This window comes from Dechloromonas sp. TW-R-39-2, assembly GCF_016864195.1.
Lineage (GTDB): Bacteria > Pseudomonadota > Gammaproteobacteria > Burkholderiales > Rhodocyclaceae > Azonexus.
This window is the reverse complement of the sequence record NZ_CP045202.1, coordinates 2,152,102-2,176,966: the sequence shown is the minus strand read 5'-3', so window position 1 is coordinate 2,176,966 and position 24,865 is coordinate 2,152,102. Positions and strand designations below refer to the sequence as shown.

Genomic DNA, 24,865 nt, shown 5'->3' with positions numbered 1-24,865 from the left:
ATGTCACCTCGCCTGCTCGCTCTCTGGCTCAAGGAAACCATCGCGCTGCTGCGTGACCGGCACGGCCTGCTTGCCCTGTTCATCATGCCGACCGTGTTCATCCTGGTCATGACCATGGCGCTACGCGATGCCTTTTCGCCGGGCGTGACGATCGATGCGGCCTATGTCGTGGTCGACCTCGACCATAGCCCGCATTCGGGTGCGCTGATTAAGCGTCTCGACAAGACCGCCGCTTTCCGCCGGCTGCCGCTGGAAGACAGCCCCGATGCCGCTCGCCAGGGCATCCTGCAAGGTCGCCAGACGCTGGCGCTGGTGCTACCCAAGGGCTTCGGCGAACGCCTGCTGACTCCTTCCGGGGCCGACGGGCAAGCCAGCGAACCGTTGCAGTTGCTGCTTGACCCGACGCTCAGTCCGGCGCTGCAACTGGCTTTTCGCAATCAGGTGATGGCCGCCCTCGGCGCCTTGCGGGCCGACGAACTGACGCGCAAGGCCGGCAAGCTTTTCGGTCTGCCGGTCGCCCCTGGCAGCGATGGTGAGAAAGACTGGCCGGATGAAATCCGCAGCGAAGCCGTGCGCAGCGACGCGAATCCCGGCATTCCCTCGTCGGTCCAGCAGAATGTGCCGGCCTGGCTGATCTTTGCGATGTTCTTCGTTGTCATCCCGGTTTCGTCGATTTTCATCATTGAGCGCCAGCAAGGCACGCTGCAACGCCTGCGCGCCATGGGCGTGCCGTTCCATCTGCTGCTCGCCGGCAAGTTGCTGCCATTTTTCATCGTCAATCAGCTGCAGGCGCTGCTCATGGTGCTGATCGGCATTTATCTCGTGCCGCTCTTCGGCAGCGAAGCGCTCGACATGCCGGGCAAGCTGCCGCTGCTTTTCAACTGGTGGATTGTTTCGGCCGCCGTCAGCCTGGCCGCCGTGGCCTGGGCGCTGCTCGTCGCCAGCCTGGCCCGGACCTCGGAACAGGCGACCATTGTCGGCGGCGTCGGCAACATCCTGATGGGTGCGATCGGCGGCATCATGGTGCCCAAATTTATCATGCCGGCGGCAATGCAGACCCTGGCAGGCTTTTCGCCGATGGCCTGGGGGCTGGAAGGTTTCCATATCGTGATGCTGCGGCATGGCAGCCTGGGGGATCTGTGGCCCAGCCTCGCCCGCCTGCTCACTTTCGCCGCCCTGTCGCTGCTCGCTGCCATGTGGCTCAATCACCGTACCCGAACTGCCCAATCATGAACGCTGCCCTCTGTCTTGAACTCAAGGAACTGATCGTCGAAGCCTGCGACAAGGATTGCGATCCGGCCAGCATCGGTGACGACGAACTGCTGTTCGGGCCGGAAGCCGCGCTGCAGCTCGATTCGCTCGATGCCCTGCAGGTTTCGATGGCGATCAAGAAAAAATACGGCCTGCGCCTGCCGGACAGCAAGGAAACGCGGCGCATTCTGTCGAGCGTCGGCAACATGGCCGAGCACCTCGACGCCTGGCTCGCCAGCCGGGCATGAAGCGTCCCGTTCTGATTACCGGCAGCGCCCTGCTTTGCGCCCGGGGGACAACCCCGCAAGCTGTTGCCCAGGCGCTGTGGGATGGCGAATGCACTTCGCAGATGCGCCTGCTGGGGGAGCGCAGCTTTCCTTTCTTTGCCCTGCCGCTCGATGACGCGGACTGGATGACACGGGCCGAGCAGGCCGTGCGCCGGGTTGTTGCGCAGCTTGGGCCGTTGGCACCGGAAACGCCCTTGTTCATTGCCTCTTCGTCCTACCAGATCGGCCATTTCGAGCAGCAGGCCAGGGCCGGGCAACTGGACATGCCGCCGGCCAGCGCCTCGTTCAGTCGGCAGATTGCTGACTGGGCCGGGCTGAGCGGGCCGTGCAGCAGTATTTCCAACGCCTGCATTTCGGGATTTTCGGCCATCGATGCGGCCCGCAGCCTGATCGCTGGCGGCTGGATCGACGAGGCCATCGTGCTCGGCATTGAGTTGGCCAACGACAGCACGCTGGCCGGCTTTGCCGCAATGGAACTGCTGGCCCGTCGCAGTTGCATGCCGTTTGCGCCGCAACGCGATGGTCTGGTGCTGGGCGAGGCCGTCTCGGCCATCTGGCTTTCTGCCGCGCCGGGGCGCTGGCGCATCGCCGGCCTGCGTACCGGTATCGACGCCTATTCGACGACGGGGCCGGACCCGGATGGCGGCCCGATTGCCCGTCTTGCGGTCGACTGCCTGAACGAGGCAGAAATGAAACCGGCCGATATCGAGCTGCTCAAACTCCAGGCCGCCGGTTCGCCCGGCACCGATCTGGCCGAAGCCAATGCCCTGCGCCGGATTTTCGGCAATGCCGTGCCGCCGCTGATTTCCTTCAAACCGTCTTTCGGCCACACGCTGGGCGCCAGCGGCATTGCCGAACTGGCGACGCTGATGGCTTGTCTCGATGGTGAGAAAATCCCGGCAACACCCGGTTTCTCGCAAACCGACCCCGAAATCGGCCTGCAATTGATGGTCGACCGCAACAATGCCTATGTCGAGCGGGCCATGCTCAATCTAGTCGGTTTCGGCGGCGGTCTGGCAACGATGATCATCGAGCGTCAAGCATGAACTACCTGAACGCAGCATGCAGCCAGTCTTATGCGCCGAAAGATCTACCTGCGGTGGTGCGCGCCGTGCTCGGCAAGCCCTTGCGCCGGGCTGCCGGACTGACCCAGCTGGCATTGCTCGGGGCGCTGGCCTGCATTCCACCGGAACGACGCAAACAGCCGACCGCCCTGCTCTGGCAATCCAGCCACGGCCCCCGGCTGGAAACGCAGGCCTTGCTCAAGGAAGTCTGTCACGGTACGGCCGAACCGCTGCCTTACGATTTCCTGGCGACCCAGCCGGCGATTGCGGCGGCACAAATCCAGCCTTTCCTGCCGGGCTTGGTGTCGGCGACTCATTTTCCGCTGGCCGAAGCCGGCGGCGCTCACTGGGCGATGCTGCTGGCGCTCGCCGACCACTGGCTGACCGAAGGGCGCTACGCACAGGTACTGGTCGCCCACCTCGATGCGCTGGCCGATGTCGCGGCCGGTGAATGGCTGCTGCTCAGCCGCGAACCCCTTGAAAACTCGCTCTGCCGCCTCCAGATAGATAGCCCGCCGTTGCCGGAAACACTGGCCGACAGCCCCAATTTTCCCGCCTTGCTGTGCCGCCAACTGGCGACTGGCAATGCGTCCAGCTTTCAGATTGCCTCGTCTGGCCTGCCCGGCCCGGCACTGGCATTTGCCCGACTTTAACTTTTACAGGCTCAAACCATGTCCCAATTCCACTTTGACGTTTCCCTCGAAGAATTCGAAAGCAAGGTTCTCGCGCTGGCGCAGGAAGTGCCGGTTGTCGTCGATTTCTGGGCGCCATGGTGCGAACCGTGCAAGACCTTGAAACCCTTGCTGGAAAAGCTGGCCGAGGAATATGCCGGTCGTTTCCTGCTGGCCAAGGTCAATGCCGATGAATCGCCCGAACTGGCCCAGCACTTCGGCGTGCGCAGCATTCCGACAGTCAAGGTCCTGTTCCAGGGGCAACTGGTCGATGAGTTTACCGGCGCTTTGCCGGAAGGCCAGATTCGCGCCTTTCTCGACCGCTTTGCCCTGCCGCCGGTCGCCGGCAGCAACCCGCGCGAGGAAGCGGCAGAACTCTGTGCCAACGGCCAGTTCGAAGAAGCATTGGCCAAGCTGATCGAAGCCAGCCGTGCCAAACCGGAAGATCAGGCGATCCAGCTCGATGCCGTCGAAGTCCTGATGCATCTTGGCCGCAACGACGAAGCCGGCGAACTGCTCGGCGGCGAATACAGCCAGGAAGTCGATCGGGCCAACGCCCTGCGAGCGCGCCTCGCGCTGACCGCTGGTGCCGCCGATACGGCCGAGATCGAAGCCCGACTGGCGGCCAACCCGGCCGATCATGCTGCCCGTCTCGAACTATCGCGCGCCTATGCCGCACAAAGCCGTTTCCGCGAGGCGCTCGAAGCGGCGCTCGAAGTGGTCATCCGCGACCGCAGCTTCGACGAAGGTGCCGGTCGCAAGGCAGTACTGCAATTGTTCGAAGCACTCGGCGGCAGCGATCAATACGACGATCTGATCCGTGAATTCCGGCGCAAGATGTCGGCCGCGCTGAACTGAGCGGTCGCTGCGACCGATGGCGCAAAGCAGGCCCGTGCGGTTTGCTTTGCGCTGAATGACAGCGTTCAGCCATGAAACTGTTCTACACCGATATTTTTGTTCTCCCGCTACCGGACGGCCATCGCTTTCCGATGGAGAAATATTCCCGCTTGCGCGCTGCCCTGCTCGACAGCGGCCTGTTTGCCGAAACCGATTTTCACCTGCCGGCAGCGGCCAGCGATGAAGCGTTGGCCCGGGCGCATGATCTTGAGTACATCCGGCGTGTTTGCCGCGGTCAACTGAGCGAATCGGAGCAAAAAGCCATCGGCTTTCCGTGGAGTGCGGCCATGGTTGAACGCTCCCGCCGCTCGGCCGGAGCGACGCTGGCAGCCTGCCGTGCCGCACTTGACGATGGCGCAGCCGCCAACCTGGCCGGCGGCACGCATCATGCCTTCCGCAATCGCGGCGAAGGTTTTTGCGTTTTCAACGATGCGGCAGTGGCGGCGCGAGCCATGCAGGCCGAAGGGCGTGCCAGACGGGTGCTGATCATCGATTGCGATGTTCATCAGGGGAATGGCACGGCCAGCATCCTGGCTGGCGATGACAGCATTTTCACTTTCTCGATGCATGGGGCGCACAATTTCCCGTTCACCAAGGAAATCAGCGACCTTGATATCGAACTGCCCGATGCTTGCACCGACCAGGCTTATTTGTTGCGCCTGGCCGATGGCCTTGACCTGGCGTTCGATTTGTCGCGCCCGGATCTGGTCATTTATCTGGCTGGCGCCGATCCTTATCACGACGACCGTTTCGGCCGCCTGAGTCTCAGCTTCGATGGCCTGGCCGAACGCGACCGGCGCGTTTTCGAACATTGCCGACAGCATCAGGTCGCGGTGGCTGTTGCCATGGCTGGCGGTTATGCACGGCGTATCGAGGACACAGTCCAGATTCATTGCGCAACGATCAAGCAGGCTTTTCGGCTGTTTCCATAGTCCGGACCGTGCGTGTGTCGATTGACAAAACCATCTCTTCAATTGATAATGATTCTCGTTATCTGCTTGTGATCAGCGCAGCGCAGATGATTTTGTCCGATTTTCATTAGCCAGCCACCCACGGTACCTACCCAGGCAGCTCGCCAGATCTGATTACTCTGGGGATTTTCATGGGTCATACCGTCGTTGCGCCGCATGCTCACTCGCGTCGCCATCTTTCCGTTGCTGTCAGCCTGATTTGTGCCGGCCTGATACCGAATGCCTTTGCCGAAACGGAGCTCGCAACAGCCAGGAATGACCGGCCAAACGCACTGCAACTGGCAGATATCGTTGTTTCGGCAACGCGCACCGAGCAGGATGTGCACGATGTGGCCAACACCATCACCAGTATTTCAGACAAGCGTATCGAGCAGGAGCAAGCGGCCGACATCAAGGACATGCTGCGTTATGAATCCGGTGTGTCGGTGCGCTCGGAACCGAATCGGGCTTCCGGCGTGTTCCGTGCTACTGGCCGGAGCGGTAACGAAGGGATCAATATTCGTGGGCTTGAGGGTAATCAGGTCCTGCTGCAAGTCGATGGCGTCCGCCTGCCGGCCAGTTATGCCAGCGGTCCTTATGCAGCCGGGCGCGGCGACTATATCGATATTGAAGCTTACAAACGGGTTGAGATCCTGCGCGGCCCTTCATCAACCCAGTTTGGCAGCGATGGGCTGGCTGGTGCCGTTTCTTTCCTGACCAAGGATCCCGGCGATCTGCTGACGCTGGGCAAGTCTTCGCAGGCAGCACTCAAACTCGGCTATTCCACGGTCGACAACAGCTGGACCACCGTTCCCTCGTTCGCCTATGCCGATGAAACAGTCGAAGCCATGTTGCTGGCCAGCTTGCGGCGTGGCCATGAGACGGACAACAAGGGCGACAACCACGCCAGTAACGTGACACGGACGGTACCGAACCCGCAGGATACGCAGTCGAATTACGTGCTCGGCAAAGTCGTCATCAAGCCGAACAGGAATCACAGAATCAAGCTGACAGCTGAAAACCTCGATCGTCAGGTCGATACGACTGCGCTCAGCTTTCTCGGCGATGCCTATGCGGCCGCCGGGCTGAATCAAGTGGCTTTGCGCGAGGATATTACGCGTCGCCTGTTCAAGCTCGACTACGACTACAACAATATCGACAATCCGCTATTCCAGCGGATGACGGCCGCCTTGTACAACCAGCAATCGGAAAACCGCCAATGGGGCCTGGAAGGCAAGAGCACCTCCAGTTCATGGGGGACTTCGCGCTGGCGCGACACCCGGTATGGCGAAGAGGTGATTGGCGGCAGCCTGCAACTGGAAAGCAATTTCGGTGAATACATCAGCCACCGGATCATCTACGGCATTGATGCCAGCACAACCGAGGTCACCTCGCTCAAGGATGGCTACAACAGCGCCGGGGCAGCCTTCGTCAAAAACAAGAGCTTCCCGGATACCGACTACAGCCTGCTCGGCGCCTTTGTCCAGGATGAAATCGGCATCGGTCCATTCAGCCTGATTCCCGGTGTACGTTTTGACAGCTTCAAGATGACGCCCAAGGCCGACAGCCTGTACCGCGTCAATAACACGACCGAACCGGCCAAGCTCGATGGGCGCGAGGTTTCACCGAAATTCGGCGTGATCTGGAAGCTCGACCCGATGGCCAACCTGTTCGCCCAGTACGCACACGGTTTCCGCGCACCGACGCCGACTCAGGTCAATGGCGGCGTCACCAATCTGACGGCCGCCGATCCTTATACTTCGATTGGCAATCCTGAACTCAAGCCGGAAACCAGCGATTCGGTTGAAATCGGGATACGCGGCAGGAGCCAGTCGGTACGGTATAGCGCCAGCGCCTTCCGCGGCGAGTACAAGAATTTCATTGCGAGCAACGTGCTGGTCGAATCGAACGCAGCCCCGACGCCGGATGTTTACAAGACCATCAACCTGAGCAACGTCGAAATCAGCGGCTACGAATTTCGCGGCGACTGGGCGTTTCATCGTGACTGGAGCGCTTCGGCCAGTTATGCCCACACCATCGGTGATGCCCGGCAGAACGGTGTAAAAACGCCATTGGCAACGATTGATCCGGACAAGGTCGTTCTTGGCTTGCGCTATGACAACGGCCAGCAATACGGTTCGCAGTTGATGTTGACCGCAGTCGAGCGCAAAAAACGCAATCCGGACACCAGCACGAGCTACAACACTGGTGGTTTTGCGATTCTCGACCTGACGGCTTACTACCAGATCAGCCAGAACCTCACGCTGAACGGCGGCATCTTCAACCTGTTCGATCGCAAATATTTCCTGTGGGCCGATGTCCGCAATCAGTCGCCGACGTATGCCCAGATCGATGCCTTCAGCCAGCCGGGACGCAATGCTTCGGTCAGCCTGAAATATCAGTTCTAGCCGGCAGCCCATTACTCAACCAGTCCGCTTTGCGCTGGCAGCCCGATCGTCAAGGTTGCCAGCGTCTTTTTTGGAATTTCCATGTCTGCAAAAAAACCCGAAGCCGATGCCTTGATCGGCGCCCTGCTGTCGCAAATGACCGAATTCTCATGCCTCGGTTGTCCGCAACAGGCGCTCGACATACGTCGTCAGCTGGCTCGCTTGCAACGCTATCCGGATAGCGAGATTGCCCCGTCGCTGAAACAACTGGGGCGACATCTCGAACAGGAATGGACACAGCTTCATTTCGCCATCGCCGATGATCTTTCCCCCGATACCGGCGACCAGCTGGCCGTCTTCCACTGATTCAACCGATTGCCCGCCAGGAAACGCATGTCTTTGTTAAGCCGCATTTTGCTCGTTGCGACCCTGCTGTTTGCCCAGTGGGCGTCGGCTGAGTCCATTCTCATCATCACCACCTCTCCGGTACCCCCTGCCAAATTCAGGATGGTTGCCGAAATCGGTGCGGCACATGGTTTCAAGGTCGAAGCGCATTTTGCCGAACGATTGCCCGTCGAGCAGATCGATACCTTGTTCAAGGGCCACGATATCGTGCTTTTCGATGCCGCGCGCAGTCACATGCAGGATGCTGTCAAAGGCAAACTGGCCAAGGTGCTGCCCGGACTCAAGGCGCCGCATATCTGGATGCGCGACAACGGACCGCTGGCAGAAGGTTTTCCCAAGGCGGTCGCTGACCGCCTGCATGCCTATTACACCAATGGCGGGAAACACAATTTTGAAGGGTTTTTCAAAACCCTGGCGGCGCACCGACGCGGCCAGCCTCTGGACGCTATCGCACCGCCCTTCATCTTTCCGGATGCTGCGGTCTACCACCCGAAAGCACCGAATACCGTTTTTGCCACGCCTGCCGAGTATTTCCGCTGGAAAGGCATCGACCTTGAAAAACGCCCGCCGACGGTCGCCATCGCTTTCCACCAGATCTACATCGGTGCCGAGCAGACGGCATTCATCGACGACATGATTCGCCGCATCGAGGCCGGTGGCGCCATCGCACTCCCCTACTACGCCGGGGTTCTCGGTCCGCACGAAGCGATGCTGACGGTGGGCGGCAAAGTGGTGGCCGATGCGGTGATCAACACCCAGATCGTGCTTGACCCGGAAGGCCGGCGCAGCGAGTTGGCCAAGCTCGGCATCCCGGTGATCCAGGCGCTGGCCTACCGCAAGGGCGACGAAGCTGCCTGGCGGGTAGATCCGCAAGGCTTGCCGCTGATCGACGTGCCTTTTTACCTGGCCCAGGGCGAATACGCCGGGATTATCGATGCCGTGGTGACCAATACGACGCGCAAGCCGGATGGCGAAACCCATGTCATCGCCGAACAGACTGCCGCCGTGACCAACAAGGCGTTGAATCTGGTTCGTCTGCAGCGTCTGAACAACGCCGACAAGAAAGTGGCCGTGTTCTACTGGAACTACCCACCGGGCGAAAAGAACCTGTCGGCCTCCTACCTCAACGTCACCCGCAGCGCCGTTGCTACCTTGAAAAGGCTGCAGGCTGCCGGCTACGACACGCGCGCCGACGAAGAAACCGTGCTGATCAACAACCTGCAGCGCCTGCTCGCCCCCTACTACCGCGATGGCGAACTGCAGTCTTTGCTCAATGACGGGCTGGCCGAGCGCCTGCCGGTCAAGACCTACCGCGCCTGGCTGGATGGACTGCCGCCGGCTGTGCGCAACGAATTGAACGAACGCTGGGGAGCACCCGAAAAATCGGCCATGGTCATCGTCGACCGCGGCGAAGCGGTGTTCGTCATCCCGCGCTTTGCCGCCGGCAAAATCATCTTCACGCCGCAGGCCCCGCGCGGCGAGCGCTGGGAAGAAAAGGAAAAAGCGCTCTACCACTCGACCAAGGCCGCCCCGTCGCATTTCTACATGGCCCAGTACCTGTGGGCGCGGGCCGGGTTCAAGGCCGACGCCATCGTCCATTACGGCACGCACGGCTCGCAGGAGTGGCTGCCCGGCAAGGAGCGCGGCCTGTCGATGTCCGACTACCCGATGCTTGCCGTCGGAGATGTGCCCGTCGTTTATCCCTACATTGTCGACAACATCGGCGAAGCGCTGCAGACCAAGCGTCGCGGCCGGGCTGTCACCGTCAGCCACCAGACGCCGCCCTTCGCGCCGGCCGGACTGCACGATGTGCTGACCAAAATCCACGACCTGCTGCACGCCTGGCTGGCCCAGGACGATGGCTCGGTCAAGGGAAAGATCGCAGTCGACCTGAAAAAACAGGTCAAAACCGAACGCATCGGCAAGGACATGGGCTGGAGTGACGAGCGCATCGAACGCGAATTCCCGCTTTTCATCAACGAACTGCACGACCATCTGCACGAGCTGGCGCAAACCGCCCAGCCGCTCGGCCTGCACACTTTCGGCACGCCGCCGCTCGAAAAGCATCGCCTCGGCACCGTCCTGCTGATGCTCGGCAAGCCCTACTGGGAAGCCGCTGCGCGGGCCGCCGGGGTCAAGGAGGACGATCTCGACGAAACATTCGTCGGTGACTACCAGAAACTGGCCGAATCGGCCCCGTGGAAACTGCTCGCCAGCTACCTGACCGACGGCAAGGTGCCGGCCGATGCCAAGCTGGCCGGGCAACTGGCCCAAGGCCGGCGCTGGTATGCCGATCTCGGTGCGGCCGGCGAAATGGATGGCCTGCTTTCGGCGCTGGCCGGCCAGCATCGGCCGACTTCTTACGGCGGTGATCCGATGAAGAACCCGGATGCACTGCCGACCGGGCGCAACCTGTACGGCTTCGACCCGTCGCGCGTGCCGACCGAACAGGCCTGGGCCGCCGGCAAGGACGCCGCCGAAGCGCTGATCGCCGCGCACCGGGCGAAAGCCGGAAAAGCGCCGAAGAAGCTCGCCTTCTCGTTGTGGTCGGTCGAAACCATGCGTCACCAGGGGCTGCTCGAAGCGCAAGCCTTGTGGGCGATGGGCGTCGAACCGGTGTGGGATAGCGGCGGCCGGGTGATCGACGTCAAGCTGGTGCCGCGCGAACAATTGCAGCGGCCACGGGTCGATGTCGTGCTCTCGGCCACCGGCCTCTACCGCGACCATTTTCCGAACGCCATGAAGCAACTGGCCAAGGCGGTCGAACTGGCCGCCCGGGCCGAAGAAGCCGACAACCCGATGTACGCCAACAGCCGTGCCATTGCGGCTCGCCTGGTCAAGCAAGGCGTCCCGGAAGCGGCGGCGAAAAAAGCCTCGGAAACGCGCATCTTCTCCTCCGAATCGGGCCGTTACGGCACCGGCCTGGATGATGCGGCACTGGCCACCGACACTTGGAAGAACAAGGCCGAAGGCGACCGCAAGCTGGCCAACCTCTACCTGTCGAAAATGCAGTTCGCCTACGGCACCGACGAATCGACCTGGGGCAGCAAAGGCATTGCCGGCAGCGACGGCAAGGGCGGCCAGGTCAATCTCTACGCCGAGCACCTGAAAGGCACCGAAGGCGCCGTTCTGTCGCGCACTTCCAACCTCTACGGCATGCTGACCACCGACGATCCATTCCAGTACCTCGGCGGCATCGGCGCCGCGGTTCGCCAGCTCGACGGCAAGGCGCCGGAACTCTACATCTCCAACCTGCGTGGCAGCGGCTCGGGCAAGGTCGAGGGTGCCGCCCAGTTCCTCGCCAAGGAACTGGCCACCCGCAACTTCCACCCCGGCTACATCAAGGGGCTGATGGATGAGGGCTATTCCGGCACGCTGCAGGTGCTCGACTCGGTCAACAACTTCACCGGGTGGACCACAGTGTCGCGTGAAATCGTTCGCGACGATCAGTGGCAGGAGTTCGTCGATGTCTACGTCCGCGACAAGCACAAGCTCGGCCTGAAGCAGTGGTTCGAGCAGAACAACCCGCACGCGCTGGCCCAGAGCATGGAAAAAATGCTGGAAATGGCTCGCCAGGGTTACTGGCAGGCCGACGCCAAGACGGTGGCCGAACTCAAGGAACGTTATCGCGAACTGGCCAAGCGCCACGATGTACAGAGCAGCAACGCCGCCTTCGAAAAATTCGTTGCGCCCGGCTTCGGACTGGCTGCCTCACTGCCGTCAGCGCCCTCGCCGACCCAGTCGCAGCGCGCCGCCGATCTGGTCCCGCCGCCGGCTGCGCCGAAACCGCCACCGATCCAGGGCATGCGGCTGGAAAAAGTCGAAAACACGCCACCACCGGCACCGCCGGCCGTACTGGCCTTGCTCGGTTCGTCGCTTCTGTTGCTGGCGACTTGCGGTGGCGGCTTGTCGGCCTTGCGCCGCCAGAATCGGAGTCATCGATGATCAAGCAGATGGCGCATCGACTATTGGCCGGATTGTTGCTGCCGTCGCTGGCACTGGCCGAAGTTGCACCGACCCTCCGCGAGGTGACTGTTGGTGCGCGCAGTGATGGCGATGAAGAGCGGCGTGCCGCAGTGACCCAGAAAACCGTGCTCGACAAGACAGAAATCGAGGCTTTGGGCGGGTTGACCGTCGGCGAGGTGATTCGCAAGCTGCCGGGCATCGAAGCCGGGGCACACAACGGCGATGGCGGCCCGACCGCCAACGCGCGCGGCATGGGGCGCGATGCGGTGCAGTTCCTGGTCGATGGCGAACGCCCCTCGGCCAATGCCCGCTACGCGCTGACCACGGTCGGCCGCTTGCCATCGGGTGAGCTGGAGCGCATCGAAATCCTGCGCGGCGCCTCGGCCGAACATGGCGGCTCGGCCCCGCTAACGGTCAATCTGGTTCTGCGCAAAGCGCGTCCGCAAGACTCGGCCAATATCAAGCTGGCCGTCGGCCAGCGCGGCGATGAAACCAACACGCAATTGACTGCCAGCCTGGGCGGCGGCGACAAGACGTTCTCATGGATTTTTCCGGTGACCGTCAATCATCACGGCATGCCGCTCGACAAAAAGAGCGCCCGCCAGGTGTCGACCGCGGGAAACCGGACGTTGTGGCAGGAAGAGCGCGAACAAGGCAACTATCAACTCGACGAACTGATCCTCTCGCCACGCCTCAGCTGGCGCGAAGCAAGCCACAGCCTGACCCTGTGGCCCAGCCTTTATCACAACCAGGGCGAGCGACGGACGACCCTTACCCGCCAGGCTTACAGCAGCCCGGCCAGCGGCAGCGGACTAATAGCCGATGGTGGTCGCCGGGAAGATGAAAACAGTCGCTTGACCATTGCCCGTTTGCGGGCCGAAGGCGAAACCCGGCTGGCCGCCGGCAAACTCTCGGCGCGCGCAGCGGTGATGGACAGCCAGCGCCGCAGCGATACCGACCGTCGCTGGACGGATGCCGGCGGAAGCAGCAGCGCCGCCCGCGAAGCATTGGCGCGTGATGAAAACGAGTTCTCTTCAGCCATCCGGCTTGATCGCAACATCGGCGAAGGCCTGTTCTCGCTCGGTCTGGAACAAGGCTGGCTGCGCCGCGAGGAGCGGCAGGCGGTGAACGGTACGAGCAACTACCACAGCCAGCATCAGGCTGAAGCCCGGCAATGGACGGCCTGGCTGCAGCACGAATGGTCTGCGACCCAGTCACTGACGCTGACCGGCGGTTTGCGCGGCGAAACGATCCGGCTTGAAACCGATGGACGCAGCCAGAATGCCGGACAAGTCGCGCCTTCGCTGGCTGCCCGACTTGAACTGACGCCTGGCCTGATTTTCCGGACCTCGCTCGGGGCCGGCATCAAAGCCCCGAAACTGGATGAAATTTCCGGGTTGACCGTGCAAGGCAGCGGCTACAACAGCCCGCTTGAAGCCGACCGAGCCGGTAACCCGAATCTTGTCGCCGAACGCAATATCAACTGGGAGGCGGCGCTTGACCAGCAGTTGCCGAACGATGCCGGCAGCGTCGGGGCCAACATCTACTTGCGGCGCACCGAAAATTTCATCGAACGGCGCACGCAGCAGGAAGCCGGACGCTGGGTCGATCGCCCCTATAACGAAGGAACGGCAGAACACTACGGGCTGGAGATCGACAGCAAGCTTAAGGGCGACGCTTTCGGCTTCAAGGGCAGCACGCTGCGTAGCCACCTGACCCTGCCGCAAGGCCGGGTGGATGATGAGCGCCTGGGTATCCGGCGCGATGTGCGCGACCTGCCGCGTTACCAGCTGACCCTCGGCTTCGATCAAAGCCTGCCCTTCCTGCAGGCAACGGCCGGCTTCCAGCTCAATCAATTCGGTCCGACCCGCAGCGCCGTGGCCGATGAACTGAACAGTCGGCAACAAGCCCGTACCTTGCTCGATCTCTATGCCGTTCGCCGCGTCACGGCGCAACTCAACCTGCGCCTTGAGGCCCAGAACCTGCTGCGCGCCGATAACCGCCGGGTGGCCGATGCCCGTTATGCGACCGACTGCTGGCAACTGAATACCACCGAACGCGGCCAACGAACCTTGATGGTTTCGCTGGAAGGCAAATGGTAAGCCACTTCATATCCACCCCATTTTTTCACGGAGTCCTTATGTCCAATCTCGTAGAACTGTCGATGTACCAGATTTCGCAGCTGTTCCTGCTGCCCACCCTGGCCCTGATTGCCGGCCTTTTCCTTTACGCCTTCTGGGTGCTGGGCGAATTCCTGCTGCTCGCGATGTATCGGAAAAAAGGCCTGGGCCGGCCGCTGGTCAGCGATTTTCGCCAAAATCCGGCGTTGACCGCAGACCAGCTCGACCTGCTCGCCCACAAGGCGCTGGAGAACCCGCGCATCGCCAGCCGGGTGACGCCGATGCTTGGCCTGGTGGCGACGATGATCCCGATGGGGCCGGCGCTGAAATCGCTATCCGACGGCAACCTGGCCCAGGTATCGGAAAACCTGACCATCGCTTTCTCGGCCGTCATCCTGGCCTTGATCGCAGCCTCGATCACCTACTGGGTGGTCAATGTGCGCCGCCGCTGGCTGGCCGAGGAAATGCTGGAAATCGAGAGTTTGCGCGGAGCCGCAGCATGAGCCTGAAACTGTTGCACGAACCGGAAACCGAGGACCCGATCCTGTCGGTGGTCAACCTGATCGACATCTTCCTCGTCATCATCGCCGCGCTGCTCATCACTGTCGCCCAGAACCCGCTGATCAATCCCTTCAACAAGCAGGACGTCACCGTGATCACCGATCCCGGCAAGCCGAGCATGGAAGTGATGATCAAGAAGGGCGAAAAGATCGAGAAATACAAGGCCAACGGCAACATCGGTAGCGGCGACGGCGAAAAGGCCGGCGTCGCCTACAAAATGAAGGATGGCTCGATGGTCTACGTCCCCGAGGGCGTACCGGCCAATTAGTGCTGTTATTCCATGAACCTCTGAAAGCCAATGTGCCGCAACCCAAAATTCATCCGCATCGCATTCTTGAGTGTCTGAACAGTCGCCGCTTCGGCGTCGAGTACCAGCCGCTGGTGTCGACCCGTACCGGCGATGCGCAGTGCCATGAAGCACTGGCCCGTTTCATCGACACGACCGGCCGCACTTTGCCGCCTGACCATGTATTCGAGGCCCTGCACGCCAATCCCCTGCTCCTGCTGCATGCCGAACTGGAAATGAAACGCCTGCAACTGGCCGAGGCACCGCAGCATGGCTTGCTCTTCGTCAACCTCGATCCGGACAGTTATGCCGTGGGTGAAGCCGAGGATGGTGAAAACGTTTTCCTGCCCGTTTTGCGGCAGCAACGCAGCCGGCTGGTGGTCGAAGTGATCGAGAACCTGCATTTACAGGACGTCGATCTTTCCGAGCGCATGATGCGCCAGCTCGACCAGGAAAAGATTCGCCTGGCGATCGACGACCTGGCTTCGTCACGCGGCCTGGTTTCCTATGCCGCACTGATGCACGCCGCCTTCCTGAAATTCGACCGCTCGTGGCTGGTCGGCGAAATGTCGGCCAAGCAGCGCACCATCCTGACCTGGGCACTGGCCCAGGCGGCCGATCTCGGGCTGACGACGGTGCTTGAAGGGATAGAAACCGAGGATCACCTGGCGATGGCCCGACAAATGGGATTTGATCTGGTGCAGGGCTTCCTTTTCCAGGATCGCTTCATCCGGCGTGGCTGCCTGATCAAGCCTGCCGACCGGCAGAAACAAACAGCCTGATGGGTCATATTGCTTGACCCGAATCGCTTTATTGATAATAATTCTTATTTAGATCGAAAGCGTCATTCCTTGATCCGGACCGACGCTTTCCCTTCCCGATTCAGCCAGCCATCCGGGTATCCGGCCAGCCAGCCAGTTTTTGTCAAAACGTCTGGAGTGCCTCATGGATAACACCGACCTGTTTGCTGAATGCCGGCGATCAGCCGCGACCCAACCGCTTTCCGCATCAGTCCCTGTTTCTCGGCGTCATCCGCCGCGGGTTTTGTCATTTTTGGCCCGTTGACCGCAGCAGACCGTCAAATTAACTGAAAGAAAAAATATGTCCCGTTACACCGGCCCCCGTCTCAAGGTTTTGCGCGCTCTGGGCGTCGATCTGCCCGGCCTGAGTCGTAAAACGATGCAGGATCGACCGCAGCCTCCCGGCCAGCATGGCGCACGCAAGCTGAGCAGCCGCAAGTCCGAATTTGGTTTGCAACTGATGGAAAAGCAAAAGTTGCGCTACAACTACGGACTTTCCGAGCGTCAACTACGCCGCGTCGTGCTCGATGCTAAAAAGGACCGCGGTGCGACCGGCGACAAGCTGGTCGAACTGCTCGAACGTCGCCTCGACAACCTCGTGTTTCGGGCCGGTTTCGCACCCACCATCCCGGCGGCCCGGCAACTGGTCAGCCACGGTCACTTCGCCCTCAATGGCCGGCGCGTCACCATTCCATCGATCCGCATCCGCGTCGGCGACGCCTTCGGCCCGACCGAGCAAGGCGGCAAACTCACCGCCATCCGCAGTGCCCTCGAAAGCCCGGCGCTTGAACGCCCGGAATGGATCGCACTCGACAGCACGACACTGACCGCCCGTCTCAGCCATCTGCCGGATGGTACGTCAGCCCCCTTCCCGATCGACTTGCAGCGCATCGTCGAGTATTACGCCACCCGAATGTAAGGATGAGCCATCCCATGCAACACCAGAAACAAACCGTCAAAACGCCGTTCAACCGACACTTGCGTCACTCGCAGGACAATCTTCCGGTCAGCCCGCTGGCAAGCCGGAGCGATGGCCACAGAATCAGCAGCCAGAGCCTGTTCGGCAATCACCAGGAGATCAGCATCATGCATGGCGGCGAACGCTACAGTTTGCGAATCACTCGCCTGGACAAGCTGATTCTGACCAAGTAACCATCGGCCCAGACCGCTTTGCCAGCCACCTGAAGTGCAGGAAGCCAGCCTATTTCCATGATTTCAGGAGGCTTCATGTACCCCACTCATCCCCGCTTCAAACTGCGCGTCTGCACGCTTGCCATCCTCAGCGCGCTTGGCGGCTTCGCGCAGGATGGCTTGACCGAAGAAACAACGCTGAAACAAACCGTGGTCAGCGCCACCTTGTCCGAACACGAAACCCGCACGGCACCGGCATCAATCAGCGTGATCAGCCGTGAAGAGCTTGAAGAGCGCAACGCCACCGATTTGCTCGATGCCGTACGCGGCAGCCCCGGCATCACGCTTTCGCCACGCCAGGTCGGCGGTCGCAAGACGCTGGCGTTACGCGGGCTGGAAGGAAAACACACGCTGACGCTGATCGACGGGCGCCGCATTGCTCCCTCCGACGATGTCGTTGGCCATTCCGACTACCAGTACGGCTGGCTGCCGGTTTCAGCCATCGAACGGGTTGAAATCATTCGCGGCCCGATGTCTACCCTGTATGGTTCAGAGGCGCTCGGCGGGGTGATCAATCTGATCACCCGCCAACCCAAGGACAAATGGATCGGCTCGTTGATGCTCTCAGGGTCGGCCCTGGCCGACAACGATGGCGGCCAGGCAACCCAGGGCTCGGTTTTTGCCGCCGGCCCGGTCGGCGAACGAGTGACGCTGCGCGTCAATGGCGAGAGCACCCAACGTGCTGCCGTCGCCAACAAGGACGACCGGCGCTATTCCGAAATCGAGGGACGCAAGACACGGACTGCCGGTCTGGGCGGTACCCTCAAGTTGACTGAGTCGCAAAGTGTCGATGTCCAGTGGAGCAAGGGCGACGAGGTGCGCACTTACGATGATGTGAGCAGTGCCGGTAAAGCTTACGAGAATCGCTACGACATCGAAAAATCCCAAGCCAGCGTGGCCTGGAAAGGCGAGTTCGGTGCCTGGCGCAGCCAGGTCCGGGCCTATCGCAGCGAAATCGACGTGACCAATACGCGAACCAATGGCGTCAGCGCAACCCGGCCGCAAAACATGAGCGACGAGGTTGTCGATGCCTTTGCCGCGATCAAGCTGGGTGGCCAGATCATCACGATTGGCGGCGAACACCGGACGGAATCTCTGAAAAATAGCGGCCTGATCGGCGGCAAGGACAGCGCAACGCACAAGGCACTGTTCATCCAGGATGAAATCGCACTCGGCAGCAGCGTGATGCTGACCGCCGGTGTACGTGGTGACGAACACGAACTGTTCGGCTCGGAAGCCAGCCCGCGCGCCTACCTGGTCTGGGAAGCCAGCCCGGAACTGGTCATCAAGGGGGGCTACGGCCACGCCTTCAAGGCGCCGACGCTGAAGCAGATTTCGCCCAGCTATATCGGTGCCGAAGGGCCGCATACTTTCCTGGGCAACGGCAACATCCAGCCCGAGAAATCCGACTCGCTCGAAATCAGCGCCGACTGGAAGCGCGGCCCGCTGAATCTGCGGGCCACCTTGTTCCACACCAAGGTTGACGACCTGATTACCTATCGCCTGATCAAGACGGTCGGCATTCGCCGCACCTATCTTTACGACAACGTCGACAAGGCAACGATCAACGGTCTGGAAACCGGCTTTAGCTGGAATGTCAGCAGCAATTTGCTGTGGAACACCAACCTGACCCTGCTCGATACCCAGGATGAAACAACCGGCAAGGCATTGAACGACCGGCCTAGAATTTCGTTGGCTTCAACCGTCGATTGGACCATCGGCCAAGGCTGGAGCAGTCGCGGCGGGGTCGAATACTATGGCGATCAAAGCAGCAGTGCCGGCGACCTGCCCGCCTACGCCTTGTGGAATGCCAGTGTCGGCAAGCGTTTCGACCAGACGTTCAGCCTCCGGGCCGGCGTCAACAACCTGACCGATGTCCGGCTGGCCGAAAAATCAGCCAATTTCGGCTATGCCGAGCTGGGTCGCAATCTGTATGTGACGTTACGCGCCGATTTCTGAAGCCAGCCAGCTCAGCGCGCCCGGATGCGATCAGTCGCTCCGGGCGTTTTACTTTGTACGACAAAAATGACATCAATCAAATTAACAATCATTCTCATTTGGTAAAATGTTAGCGTTTTCTGATTAACGATCAGGCAAGCCAGCCTACGCCAGCCAGCCGCATTCACTGGAGTTGTTCATGGACTTGCCTCGTCTTAGTACCGTCACGATTGCCCTGCTTGTTGCCTTTTCCGCGGTCAACGCCCAGGAAAGCACACTTTCTGCCGTCAATGTCACCGCCAAGGGTTATGCCGCCAACGATCTCGATACGCCGCTATCGACCACCACGCTCGACCGTGAGGACATTGCCCGGCGCGGTGCCGCGAATGTCGGCGATGCCTTGCGCGGCGAGCCCGGTATCGCCGTTTCGAACGACAGCGCCCAGGGGCAGAATCCGGTGATTCGCGGCCTTGGCAAGGAAAGCACCGTATTGCTGGTCGATGGCATGCGCTTCAATTCGGCCCAGCCGGCCGGCGCGATTGCTTCATTCATGACGCTTGGCCTGGCTGAACGGGTTGAGGTGATCAAGGGGGGCGCTTCGGTCCTCTACGGCACCGGTGCGATTGGCGGTGCGATCAACGTTCTGTTGCCGCAAGCCCGGTTTGTTCCCGGTTTCGGACTGGAAACCGGCGCCAGTTTCGACAGCGCCAGTAAGGGCATGCGCGGTACGGCCGTGCTCAACGCCAGCGCCGCTGATCATGCGTTGATGCTCGGCGCTTCGCTGGCCAGGATCGATGATTACAAATCGCCGGAGGGTACGGTCGCCCGCACCGGCTATGACTCGGACGCCTTGATCGGCCAGTACCGCTTCAGGATCGATGCCCAGCAGCAATTGCGCATTTCAGCCCAAATGCACAAGGATGAAGACGTCTGGTACGCCGGTTCGACCAAGCCGCATGCCAGCCCGCTGGTCGGCAGCACCACCGTGCATTCGCCGGAACAGGAGCGCCGCCTGCTTGAGATCGGCTACAACCGCCGGGGCACAGGCGAAGCGCCGGTCAATCTGGATCTCCGCGTCTATCGGCAGGAAATGGAGCGCAACATCAATTCCTGGGCCAACAATCTGAATCGCGACATCGTCACCAACCGGGTCACTTTCGAAACCAACGGTTTCGATGCCAAGGCCGACTGGCTGGTTCATCCGCAGCATCTGCTGTCCTTCGGCGTCAATGCCTGGGAAATGAGCGGCAATCCGGATCGCAAGATGGTCAGCGCGGCGCCCTTCACCACGCTGAATGCCAACAATCCTTTCCAGGACGCCAGAATCAAGGCGCTCAGCTTTTACGTCCAGGACGACATGCGCTTCGGCCGGCTCAACCTGCTGGCCGGATTGCGCTACGACACGGTCAAGAGCGAGGCCGCCAGCATGGGCAACGGCGCCCGGACGACCGGTCTCGACGGCTCGGACAGCGCTGTTTCCGGCAGCCTTGGCGCCATTTACGAAGTCGCCCCGCTGTTCCGCCCCTACGCCAACTACGCTCGTGCCTTCCGGGCGCCGGGGATGCGTGAACGTTACGAGTCCGGCTTGCGCGGCGATGGCTATTTCTATGCCGGCAGCCCTGAAGTCGAGGCCGAAAAGGCCGATCAGTTCGAGATTGGCATCAAAGGAGCGAATGCCACGGTCGACTATGGCATTTCGGCCTTTTACAACCAGATCGACAACTACATGACCGGCCAGATTCTGAGCGGTGCAGCCGCCACAGCTGCTTGCGGTGCGCCGAATGCCGGCAACTGCAAAAAAACGGTCAATCTCGGCAGCGCCACGCTCTACGGTATCGAAGCGCACGCTCGCTGGCAGTTTGTCGCCGGCCAGTGGCTGAGTGCCGGCTACTCGCGTATTCGCGGCGAAAACGACGATCTCAACGAACCCCTGTTCCAGATGCCGGCCGATGAGGTGTCGCTCGGCTGGATGGGGCGCGTCATGCCTGGCGTGAAGGCCGACTTCACGCTGCGTTTGGTCGACCGCCAGGACCGGGTGGCGACGCAATTCACGCGTGGCGCCGAAAACGCGACGGCCGGTTTCGTCACCGCCGATCTGGGCGCCAGCTGGCAATTTGCCAAAAACCAGAGCCTGCGTTTTGCGGTCAGGAACCTGGCTGACAAGATTTACCATGAGCACCTGACCGAAGGTGTTTCCGGTGCTGAAATCAAGGCGCCCGGCCGTAGTGTCCAGCTTGCCTGGCGCGGTAGTTTTTAATCCTTTTCGAGACCCTGCCCCGTGAAATCCTGCTTTGCCCGCTTTACCGCCCTCGCCCTTCTCGGTTGGCTTGGCCTGACACCGGCCCAGGCCGAGCGCTTGCCCCGGCTGGTTCTGTCAGGCCCGCCGGCAGCGGTCTCGACGCCGCTGATCCACATGATCGACAGCGGTGCCTTGAAAGACATTGCCGACCATGTCGAATTCCAGACCTGGAAAGATCCGGATCAGTTGCGTGTGCTGGTGCTCGGCGGCAAGGCAGATTTCGTGGCGATGCCAAGCAATGTCGCTGCCAATCTGTATAACCGCGGCGTCGGGCTCAAGTTGCTCAACATCTCGACCTGGGGTGTTTTGTGGATGGTCTCGCGTGACAAGACGGCAAAAACGCTGAGCGATTTCAAGGGCAAGGAAATCGCCATGCCTTTCCGGGCCGACATGCCGGACATCGTTTTTGAATTGATCGCCGAGAAACAGGGACTCGACGCCAAGAAAGATTTCAAGCTGCGTTATGTCGGTTCGCCGCTCGATGCCATGCAATTGCTGGTCAGTCGGCGGGTCGACCATGCCTTGCTGGCCGAGCCGGCCGTATCGATGGCGCTGCGCAAGACCCAATCCTTCCCGGTCAGCCTGATTGCTCCCGAGTTGCATCGCAGCGTCGACCTGCAACAGGAATGGGGCCGCCTGTTCAAGCGTGAAACCCGCATTCCGCAAGCCGGCATTGCGGTCATCGGCAAAGCCCTGAAAGACGAAGCGCTGCAGGCGAAGATCATGGCGGCTTACGAACAGTCGCTGCTCTGGTGCCAGAAAAATGCACTCAAATGCGGTGAAATGGTCGCCAAACGGATTGACCTGCTCAGTCCGGAAGCGGTAGCCGATGCCATGGCCGTTAGCCAGACGCGTCATGTGACGACGGCGCAAGCCAGGCCGGAACTCGAGTTTTTCCTCGGCCAATTGCATGCCAGGAACCCGGCCCTGGTCGGCGGCAAAATGCCGGATGACGCTTTCTACGCCCGATGAGTCAATCCGGGCGCAACGTTATCGGCGAGTGGCTGGCCGCCACCGGCCACTATCTGTGGAGCGGCTGGGGTTCGTTGGCCAGCCTGTGCATTTTCATGGCGGTCTGGACGTTGACCGCGGAAGCCTTCGGCCCGCTGATCCTGCCAACCCCGCTCGAAGCCTTGAGCACGCTGGGTGGCTTGTTGAACGATGGCCGCGCGTGGACTGAAATCGGCATCACGGCCCGCCGGGCGCTGGCCGGTTTCGGGCTTTCGGTCGTGGTCGGCAGCCTGCTCGGGCTCGCTGCCGGGGTTTCGATGACGGCATCGATGATGTCGCGCCCGATCATCACCGTGCTGGTCGGGATGCCGCCGATCGCCTGGCTGATCCTGGCGCTGCTCTGGTTCGGGGCGGGCGACGGCACGCCGATCTTCACCGTTTTCATCGCCTGCTTCCCGATCATCTTTGTCGGTGCGATGCAAGGCACGCGCACGCTGGACGGCCAGTTGAAGGAACTGGCCCGGATGTTCGGGCTGTCGACCTGGATGAAGCTAACCGACATTTATCTGCCGCACGTTGTTTCCTACCTTTTCCCGGCCTGGATCGCGGCGCTCGGCATGTCGTGGAAGATTGTCGTGATGGCCGAATTGCTGTCGACCGAGGACGGTATCGGTGCGGCGCTTGCCGTATCGCGCAGCCATCTCGACACGGCGGCGTCGATGGCCTGGATCGTGGCGCTGGTCGGCACCTTGCTGGCCATCGAATATCTGTTGCTCGAACCGGTCAAGCGCAAGGTCGAGTCGTGGCGGGAGTTGGCATCATCAAGCAATTAAGCATTTCGGCGCTGAATCATCGCTTCGGCTACCAGCGCGTCCTCGACAACATCAACCTGACCGTTCATGCCGGCGAAGCCGTCGCCCTGGTCGGCCCGTCCGGCTGTGGCAAGACGACCTTGCTCAACCTGGCCGCCGGCCTGCTGGCGCCCTGGGAAGGCCGGATCGACAACGGTTTTTCTCGGCCGGCGATGATGTTTCAGCAACCGCGCCTGCTGCCCTGGAAACGGACGCTGGAAAACATCGCCCTCGGCCTCAAGGCCCAAGGCATCGCACGACCCGAGCGAACAAGCCGGGCGCGGCAACTGGCCTTGAGCATGGGGCTGGACGAAGATGATCTCGATAAATTTCCCGGTGCGCTTTCCGGCGGCATGCAAAGCCGGGCGGCCCTGGCCAGGGCCTTTGCTGTCCAGCCCGATCTGCTGCTGCTTGACGAGGCTTTTTCGGCACTCGACATCGGCCTCAAAAGCGAGCTCTACGATCTACTGGCCAGGGAGCGCGCGGCGCATGCCAGCGCTGTATTGATGATTACCCACGACCTGATGGAAGCGATCCGCCTGGCCGACCGCATCTTGATCATGACCGGCTCGCCGGGGGCCATCGTGGCCGAACACCGCCTTGAAACGCCGGTCACCGAGCGTGATGAAAGCTGGGTCTTCGCCCATACCGCCGAGTTCATCCAGTGGCCGGATGTCCGTGCTGCCTTTGCCCTGGTGGCGCGAAAATGAAATTCAATTTTGCCCGTTTTCCCCGGTTGACCGTGGCAGGCGGCGAACCCGCCCCGCTGGCCGCCCTCTGGTGCTGTCCGTTCCGCCCGTTCTTCCTGCTCACCGTGCTCTCCGCCTTGCTTGCCATGAGCTACTGGCTGGGCATTTTGGGTGGCCTTTTGCCACAGCCCGACTTGCCGGGCGGCCCCGTCGTCTGGCATGCCCACGAACTGATCTTCGGTTTTGCCGGCGCATCGATTGCCGGCTTCCTGCTCACCGCCATCATCGAGTTTACCGGGACGGCACCGGTCCGCCCGAACACCGTTCGCCAACTGCTCGCGCTGTGGTTCGGCGGCCGCCTGGCCTATCTGCTGGCCGGCTGGATCGGCGTGATGCCGGCAGCGATCCTCGACCTGAGCTTCCTTATCCTGCTGACCATCCGCTTGAGCGGCCCGCTGTGGCGCGACCCGAATCGCCGCCACCTTGCCTTTTTCCACGCCTTGCTTGGCTTGATCGTCGTGCATGGCGGCTTCTATGTCGCTCTTTTCCGTCAGGCTGACGCGATGGCCTGGTTGCGGCTGAGCGTCGGCTTGATGATGATCCTGATCGTCGTCGCGCTGTCACGTATCTCGATGCGCCTGGTCAATGACGTACTCGATGCCCAGGGCGGCATGGCGGCGCCTTATCTGGCCCGTCCGCCACGCCGCAACCTGGTCATTTTCAGCATTGCCGCCTACAGCCTTGCCGAATTTCTGCTCCCCGGCAGCCATGCCAGCGGCTGGCTGGCGCTGGCCGCTGCGGCCGGCATATTCAACCTGCTCAACGACTGGCACGTCGGCCGTGCCCTGTTGCAACGCTGGGTGCTGATTCCCTATCTGGTCTACGGCTGCATGGCGCTTGGCTACGCCACGATAGGACTCGGCCTGCTCAGCGGCCACAACCTGATCAGCGCCGGTCATCACCTGCTTTTGGCCGGTGCGCTCAGCCTCTCGATACTCATCGTGATGGCTGTTGCCGGCCGCCTGCACAGCGGGCACGGGCTGGATCAGCGCCGCTGGCTGTTGATTTCAGCCGGCTTGCTGCTCAGCGCGGCGCTGATGCGTGGCAGCGCTGGTCTGCCGGCTTTTTCCGCGGCCTATCCCTTGCTCATCCTGCTGGCCGGCGTGAGCTGGCTGGGCTGCTGGATGCTCTATCTGGCTTACGCGTGGAAGGTGCTGGCCGGGCCTCGCCCCGACGGCGGCCAGGGCTGTGATGAAGCGGTGAAATAGGGGCGGCGCAAAATCCTGCCGATTCATTTCGGC

21 protein-coding genes are annotated in these 24,865 nt (G+C 61.5%); all 21 read left to right on the top strand.

All coding sequences use genetic code 11. From position 1 onward, the window contains the following. Positions 1–1,233 (top strand): ABC transporter permease, encoded by a 1,233-nt coding sequence (locus GBK02_RS10515; protein ID WP_203466626.1) that lies wholly within the window; start codon positions 1–3, stop codon positions 1,231–1,233. Further along, complete coding sequence (locus GBK02_RS10510) at positions 1,230–1,499, top strand: phosphopantetheine-binding protein (protein WP_203466625.1); 270 nt, start codon at positions 1,230–1,232, stop codon at positions 1,497–1,499. Before GBK02_RS10515 ends, GBK02_RS10510 begins: the two co-directional genes overlap by 4 nt. Then, positions 1,496–2,584 (top strand): beta-ketoacyl synthase N-terminal-like domain-containing protein, encoded by a 1,089-nt coding sequence (locus GBK02_RS10505; RefSeq protein ID WP_203466624.1) that lies wholly within the window; start codon positions 1,496–1,498, stop codon positions 2,582–2,584. Before GBK02_RS10510 ends, GBK02_RS10505 begins: the two co-directional genes overlap by 4 nt. Next, positions 2,581–3,255 carry a hypothetical protein gene (locus GBK02_RS10500; protein ID WP_203466623.1) on the top strand — a complete coding sequence of 225 codons (675 nt, stop codon included), beginning with the start codon at positions 2,581–2,583 and terminating at the stop codon, positions 3,253–3,255. The genes GBK02_RS10505 and GBK02_RS10500 overlap by 4 nt, the downstream gene beginning before the upstream one ends. An 18-nt stretch (positions 3,256–3,273) precedes the next feature. Then, positions 3,274–4,131 carry a tetratricopeptide repeat protein gene (locus GBK02_RS10495; RefSeq protein ID WP_203466622.1) on the top strand — a complete coding sequence of 286 codons (858 nt, stop codon included), beginning with the start codon at positions 3,274–3,276 and terminating at the stop codon, positions 4,129–4,131. 71 nt (positions 4,132–4,202) lie between these two features. Beyond that, positions 4,203–5,102: a histone deacetylase gene (locus GBK02_RS10490; RefSeq protein WP_203466621.1), complete on the top strand. Its 900-nt coding sequence runs from the start codon at positions 4,203–4,205 to the stop codon at positions 5,100–5,102. A 170-nt stretch (positions 5,103–5,272) separates the two neighbouring features. After that, positions 5,273–7,528: a TonB-dependent hemoglobin/transferrin/lactoferrin family receptor gene (locus tag GBK02_RS10485; RefSeq protein WP_203466620.1), complete on the top strand. Its 2,256-nt coding sequence runs from the start codon at positions 5,273–5,275 to the stop codon at positions 7,526–7,528. An 81-nt stretch (positions 7,529–7,609) separates the two neighbouring features. After that, positions 7,610–7,873 (top strand): hypothetical protein, encoded by a 264-nt coding sequence (locus GBK02_RS10480; RefSeq protein WP_203466619.1) that lies wholly within the window; start codon positions 7,610–7,612, stop codon positions 7,871–7,873. 27 nt (positions 7,874–7,900) lie between these two features. Beyond that, positions 7,901–11,857, top strand: coding sequence for a cobaltochelatase subunit CobN (cobN, locus tag GBK02_RS10475; protein WP_203466618.1), 3,957 nt, complete (start codon positions 7,901–7,903; stop codon positions 11,855–11,857). Then, positions 11,854–13,980: a TonB-dependent siderophore receptor gene (locus GBK02_RS10470; protein WP_203466617.1), complete on the top strand. Its 2,127-nt coding sequence runs from the start codon at positions 11,854–11,856 to the stop codon at positions 13,978–13,980. The genes cobN and GBK02_RS10470 overlap by 4 nt, the downstream gene beginning before the upstream one ends. Positions 13,981–14,018: 38 nt before the next feature. Then, positions 14,019–14,501 carry a MotA/TolQ/ExbB proton channel family protein gene (locus GBK02_RS10465; RefSeq protein WP_203466616.1) on the top strand — a complete coding sequence of 161 codons (483 nt, stop codon included), beginning with the start codon at positions 14,019–14,021 and terminating at the stop codon, positions 14,499–14,501. After that, positions 14,498–14,827 carry a DUF2149 domain-containing protein gene (locus GBK02_RS10460; RefSeq protein WP_203466615.1) on the top strand — a complete coding sequence of 110 codons (330 nt, stop codon included), beginning with the start codon at positions 14,498–14,500 and terminating at the stop codon, positions 14,825–14,827. Before GBK02_RS10465 ends, GBK02_RS10460 begins: the two co-directional genes overlap by 4 nt. 32 nt (positions 14,828–14,859) lie before the next feature. Next, the gene (locus tag GBK02_RS10455) at positions 14,860–15,627 is read left to right on the top strand and encodes an EAL domain-containing protein (RefSeq protein WP_203466614.1); all 768 of its coding nucleotides are present in this window, start codon (positions 14,860–14,862) and stop codon (positions 15,625–15,627) included. Positions 15,628–15,946: 319 nt separating this feature from the next. Next, a complete protein-coding gene (gene rpsD, locus GBK02_RS10450) occupies positions 15,947–16,564 on the top strand; it encodes a 30S ribosomal protein S4 (protein ID WP_203466613.1) in 618 nt (205 codons plus the stop codon). A 14-nt stretch (positions 16,565–16,578) separates the two neighbouring features. Continuing rightward, positions 16,579–16,797, top strand: a complete 219-nt coding sequence (gene hemP / locus GBK02_RS16985) for a hemin uptake protein HemP (RefSeq protein ID WP_203466612.1) — start codon at positions 16,579–16,581, stop codon at positions 16,795–16,797. A 75-nt stretch (positions 16,798–16,872) separates the two neighbouring features. Then, positions 16,873–18,795 (top strand): TonB-dependent siderophore receptor, encoded by a 1,923-nt coding sequence (locus tag GBK02_RS10440; protein WP_203466611.1) that lies wholly within the window; start codon positions 16,873–16,875, stop codon positions 18,793–18,795. A gap of 178 nt (positions 18,796–18,973) precedes the next feature. After that, complete coding sequence (locus GBK02_RS10435; protein WP_203466610.1) at positions 18,974–21,031, top strand: TonB-dependent receptor; 2,058 nt, start codon at positions 18,974–18,976, stop codon at positions 21,029–21,031. A gap of 21 nt (positions 21,032–21,052) precedes the next feature. Further along, positions 21,053–22,045: an ABC transporter substrate-binding protein gene (locus tag GBK02_RS10430; RefSeq protein WP_239002972.1), complete on the top strand. Its 993-nt coding sequence runs from the start codon at positions 21,053–21,055 to the stop codon at positions 22,043–22,045. After that, entirely contained in the window at positions 22,042–22,857 is an 816-nt protein-coding gene (locus GBK02_RS10425; RefSeq protein ID WP_203466609.1) for an ABC transporter permease, read from the top strand. The genes GBK02_RS10430 and GBK02_RS10425 overlap by 4 nt, the downstream gene beginning before the upstream one ends. Then, on the top strand, positions 22,827–23,585 hold the full coding sequence (locus GBK02_RS10420; RefSeq protein WP_239002970.1) for an ABC transporter ATP-binding protein: 759 nt from the start codon (positions 22,827–22,829) through the stop codon (positions 23,583–23,585). Before GBK02_RS10425 ends, GBK02_RS10420 begins: the two co-directional genes overlap by 31 nt. Then, positions 23,582–24,832 carry an NnrS family protein gene (locus GBK02_RS10415; protein ID WP_203466608.1) on the top strand — a complete coding sequence of 417 codons (1,251 nt, stop codon included), beginning with the start codon at positions 23,582–23,584 and terminating at the stop codon, positions 24,830–24,832. The genes GBK02_RS10420 and GBK02_RS10415 overlap by 4 nt, the downstream gene beginning before the upstream one ends. Positions 24,833–24,865: the final 33 nt, after the last annotated feature.

Coding starts and splice junctions, on each gene's coding strand:
- GBK02_RS10495 (WP_203466622.1), top strand. CDS start 3,274: ATGTCCCAATTCCACTTTGACGTTTCCCTCGAAGAATTCGAAAGCAAG.
- rpsD (WP_203466613.1), top strand. CDS start 15,947: ATGTCCCGTTACACCGGCCCCCGTCTCAAGGTTTTGCGCGCTCTGGGC.
- hemP (WP_203466612.1), top strand. CDS start 16,579: ATGCAACACCAGAAACAAACCGTCAAAACGCCGTTCAACCGACACTTG.
- GBK02_RS10470 (WP_203466617.1), top strand. CDS start 11,854: ATGATCAAGCAGATGGCGCATCGACTATTGGCCGGATTGTTGCTGCCG.
- GBK02_RS10435 (WP_203466610.1), top strand. CDS start 18,974: ATGGACTTGCCTCGTCTTAGTACCGTCACGATTGCCCTGCTTGTTGCC.
- GBK02_RS10515 (WP_203466626.1), top strand. CDS start 1: ATGTCACCTCGCCTGCTCGCTCTCTGGCTCAAGGAAACCATCGCGCTG.
- GBK02_RS10460 (WP_203466615.1), top strand. CDS start 14,498: ATGAGCCTGAAACTGTTGCACGAACCGGAAACCGAGGACCCGATCCTG.
- GBK02_RS10440 (WP_203466611.1), top strand. CDS start 16,873: ATGTACCCCACTCATCCCCGCTTCAAACTGCGCGTCTGCACGCTTGCC.
- GBK02_RS10465 (WP_203466616.1), top strand. CDS start 14,019: ATGTCCAATCTCGTAGAACTGTCGATGTACCAGATTTCGCAGCTGTTC.
- GBK02_RS10425 (WP_203466609.1), top strand. CDS start 22,042: ATGAGTCAATCCGGGCGCAACGTTATCGGCGAGTGGCTGGCCGCCACC.
- GBK02_RS10505 (WP_203466624.1), top strand. CDS start 1,496: ATGAAGCGTCCCGTTCTGATTACCGGCAGCGCCCTGCTTTGCGCCCGG.
- GBK02_RS10415 (WP_203466608.1), top strand. CDS start 23,582: ATGAAATTCAATTTTGCCCGTTTTCCCCGGTTGACCGTGGCAGGCGGC.
- GBK02_RS10485 (WP_203466620.1), top strand. CDS start 5,273: ATGGGTCATACCGTCGTTGCGCCGCATGCTCACTCGCGTCGCCATCTT.
- GBK02_RS10510 (WP_203466625.1), top strand. CDS start 1,230: ATGAACGCTGCCCTCTGTCTTGAACTCAAGGAACTGATCGTCGAAGCC.
- GBK02_RS10480 (WP_203466619.1), top strand. CDS start 7,610: ATGTCTGCAAAAAAACCCGAAGCCGATGCCTTGATCGGCGCCCTGCTG.
- GBK02_RS10500 (WP_203466623.1), top strand. CDS start 2,581: ATGAACTACCTGAACGCAGCATGCAGCCAGTCTTATGCGCCGAAAGAT.
- cobN (WP_203466618.1), top strand. CDS start 7,901: ATGTCTTTGTTAAGCCGCATTTTGCTCGTTGCGACCCTGCTGTTTGCC.
- GBK02_RS10490 (WP_203466621.1), top strand. CDS start 4,203: ATGAAACTGTTCTACACCGATATTTTTGTTCTCCCGCTACCGGACGGC.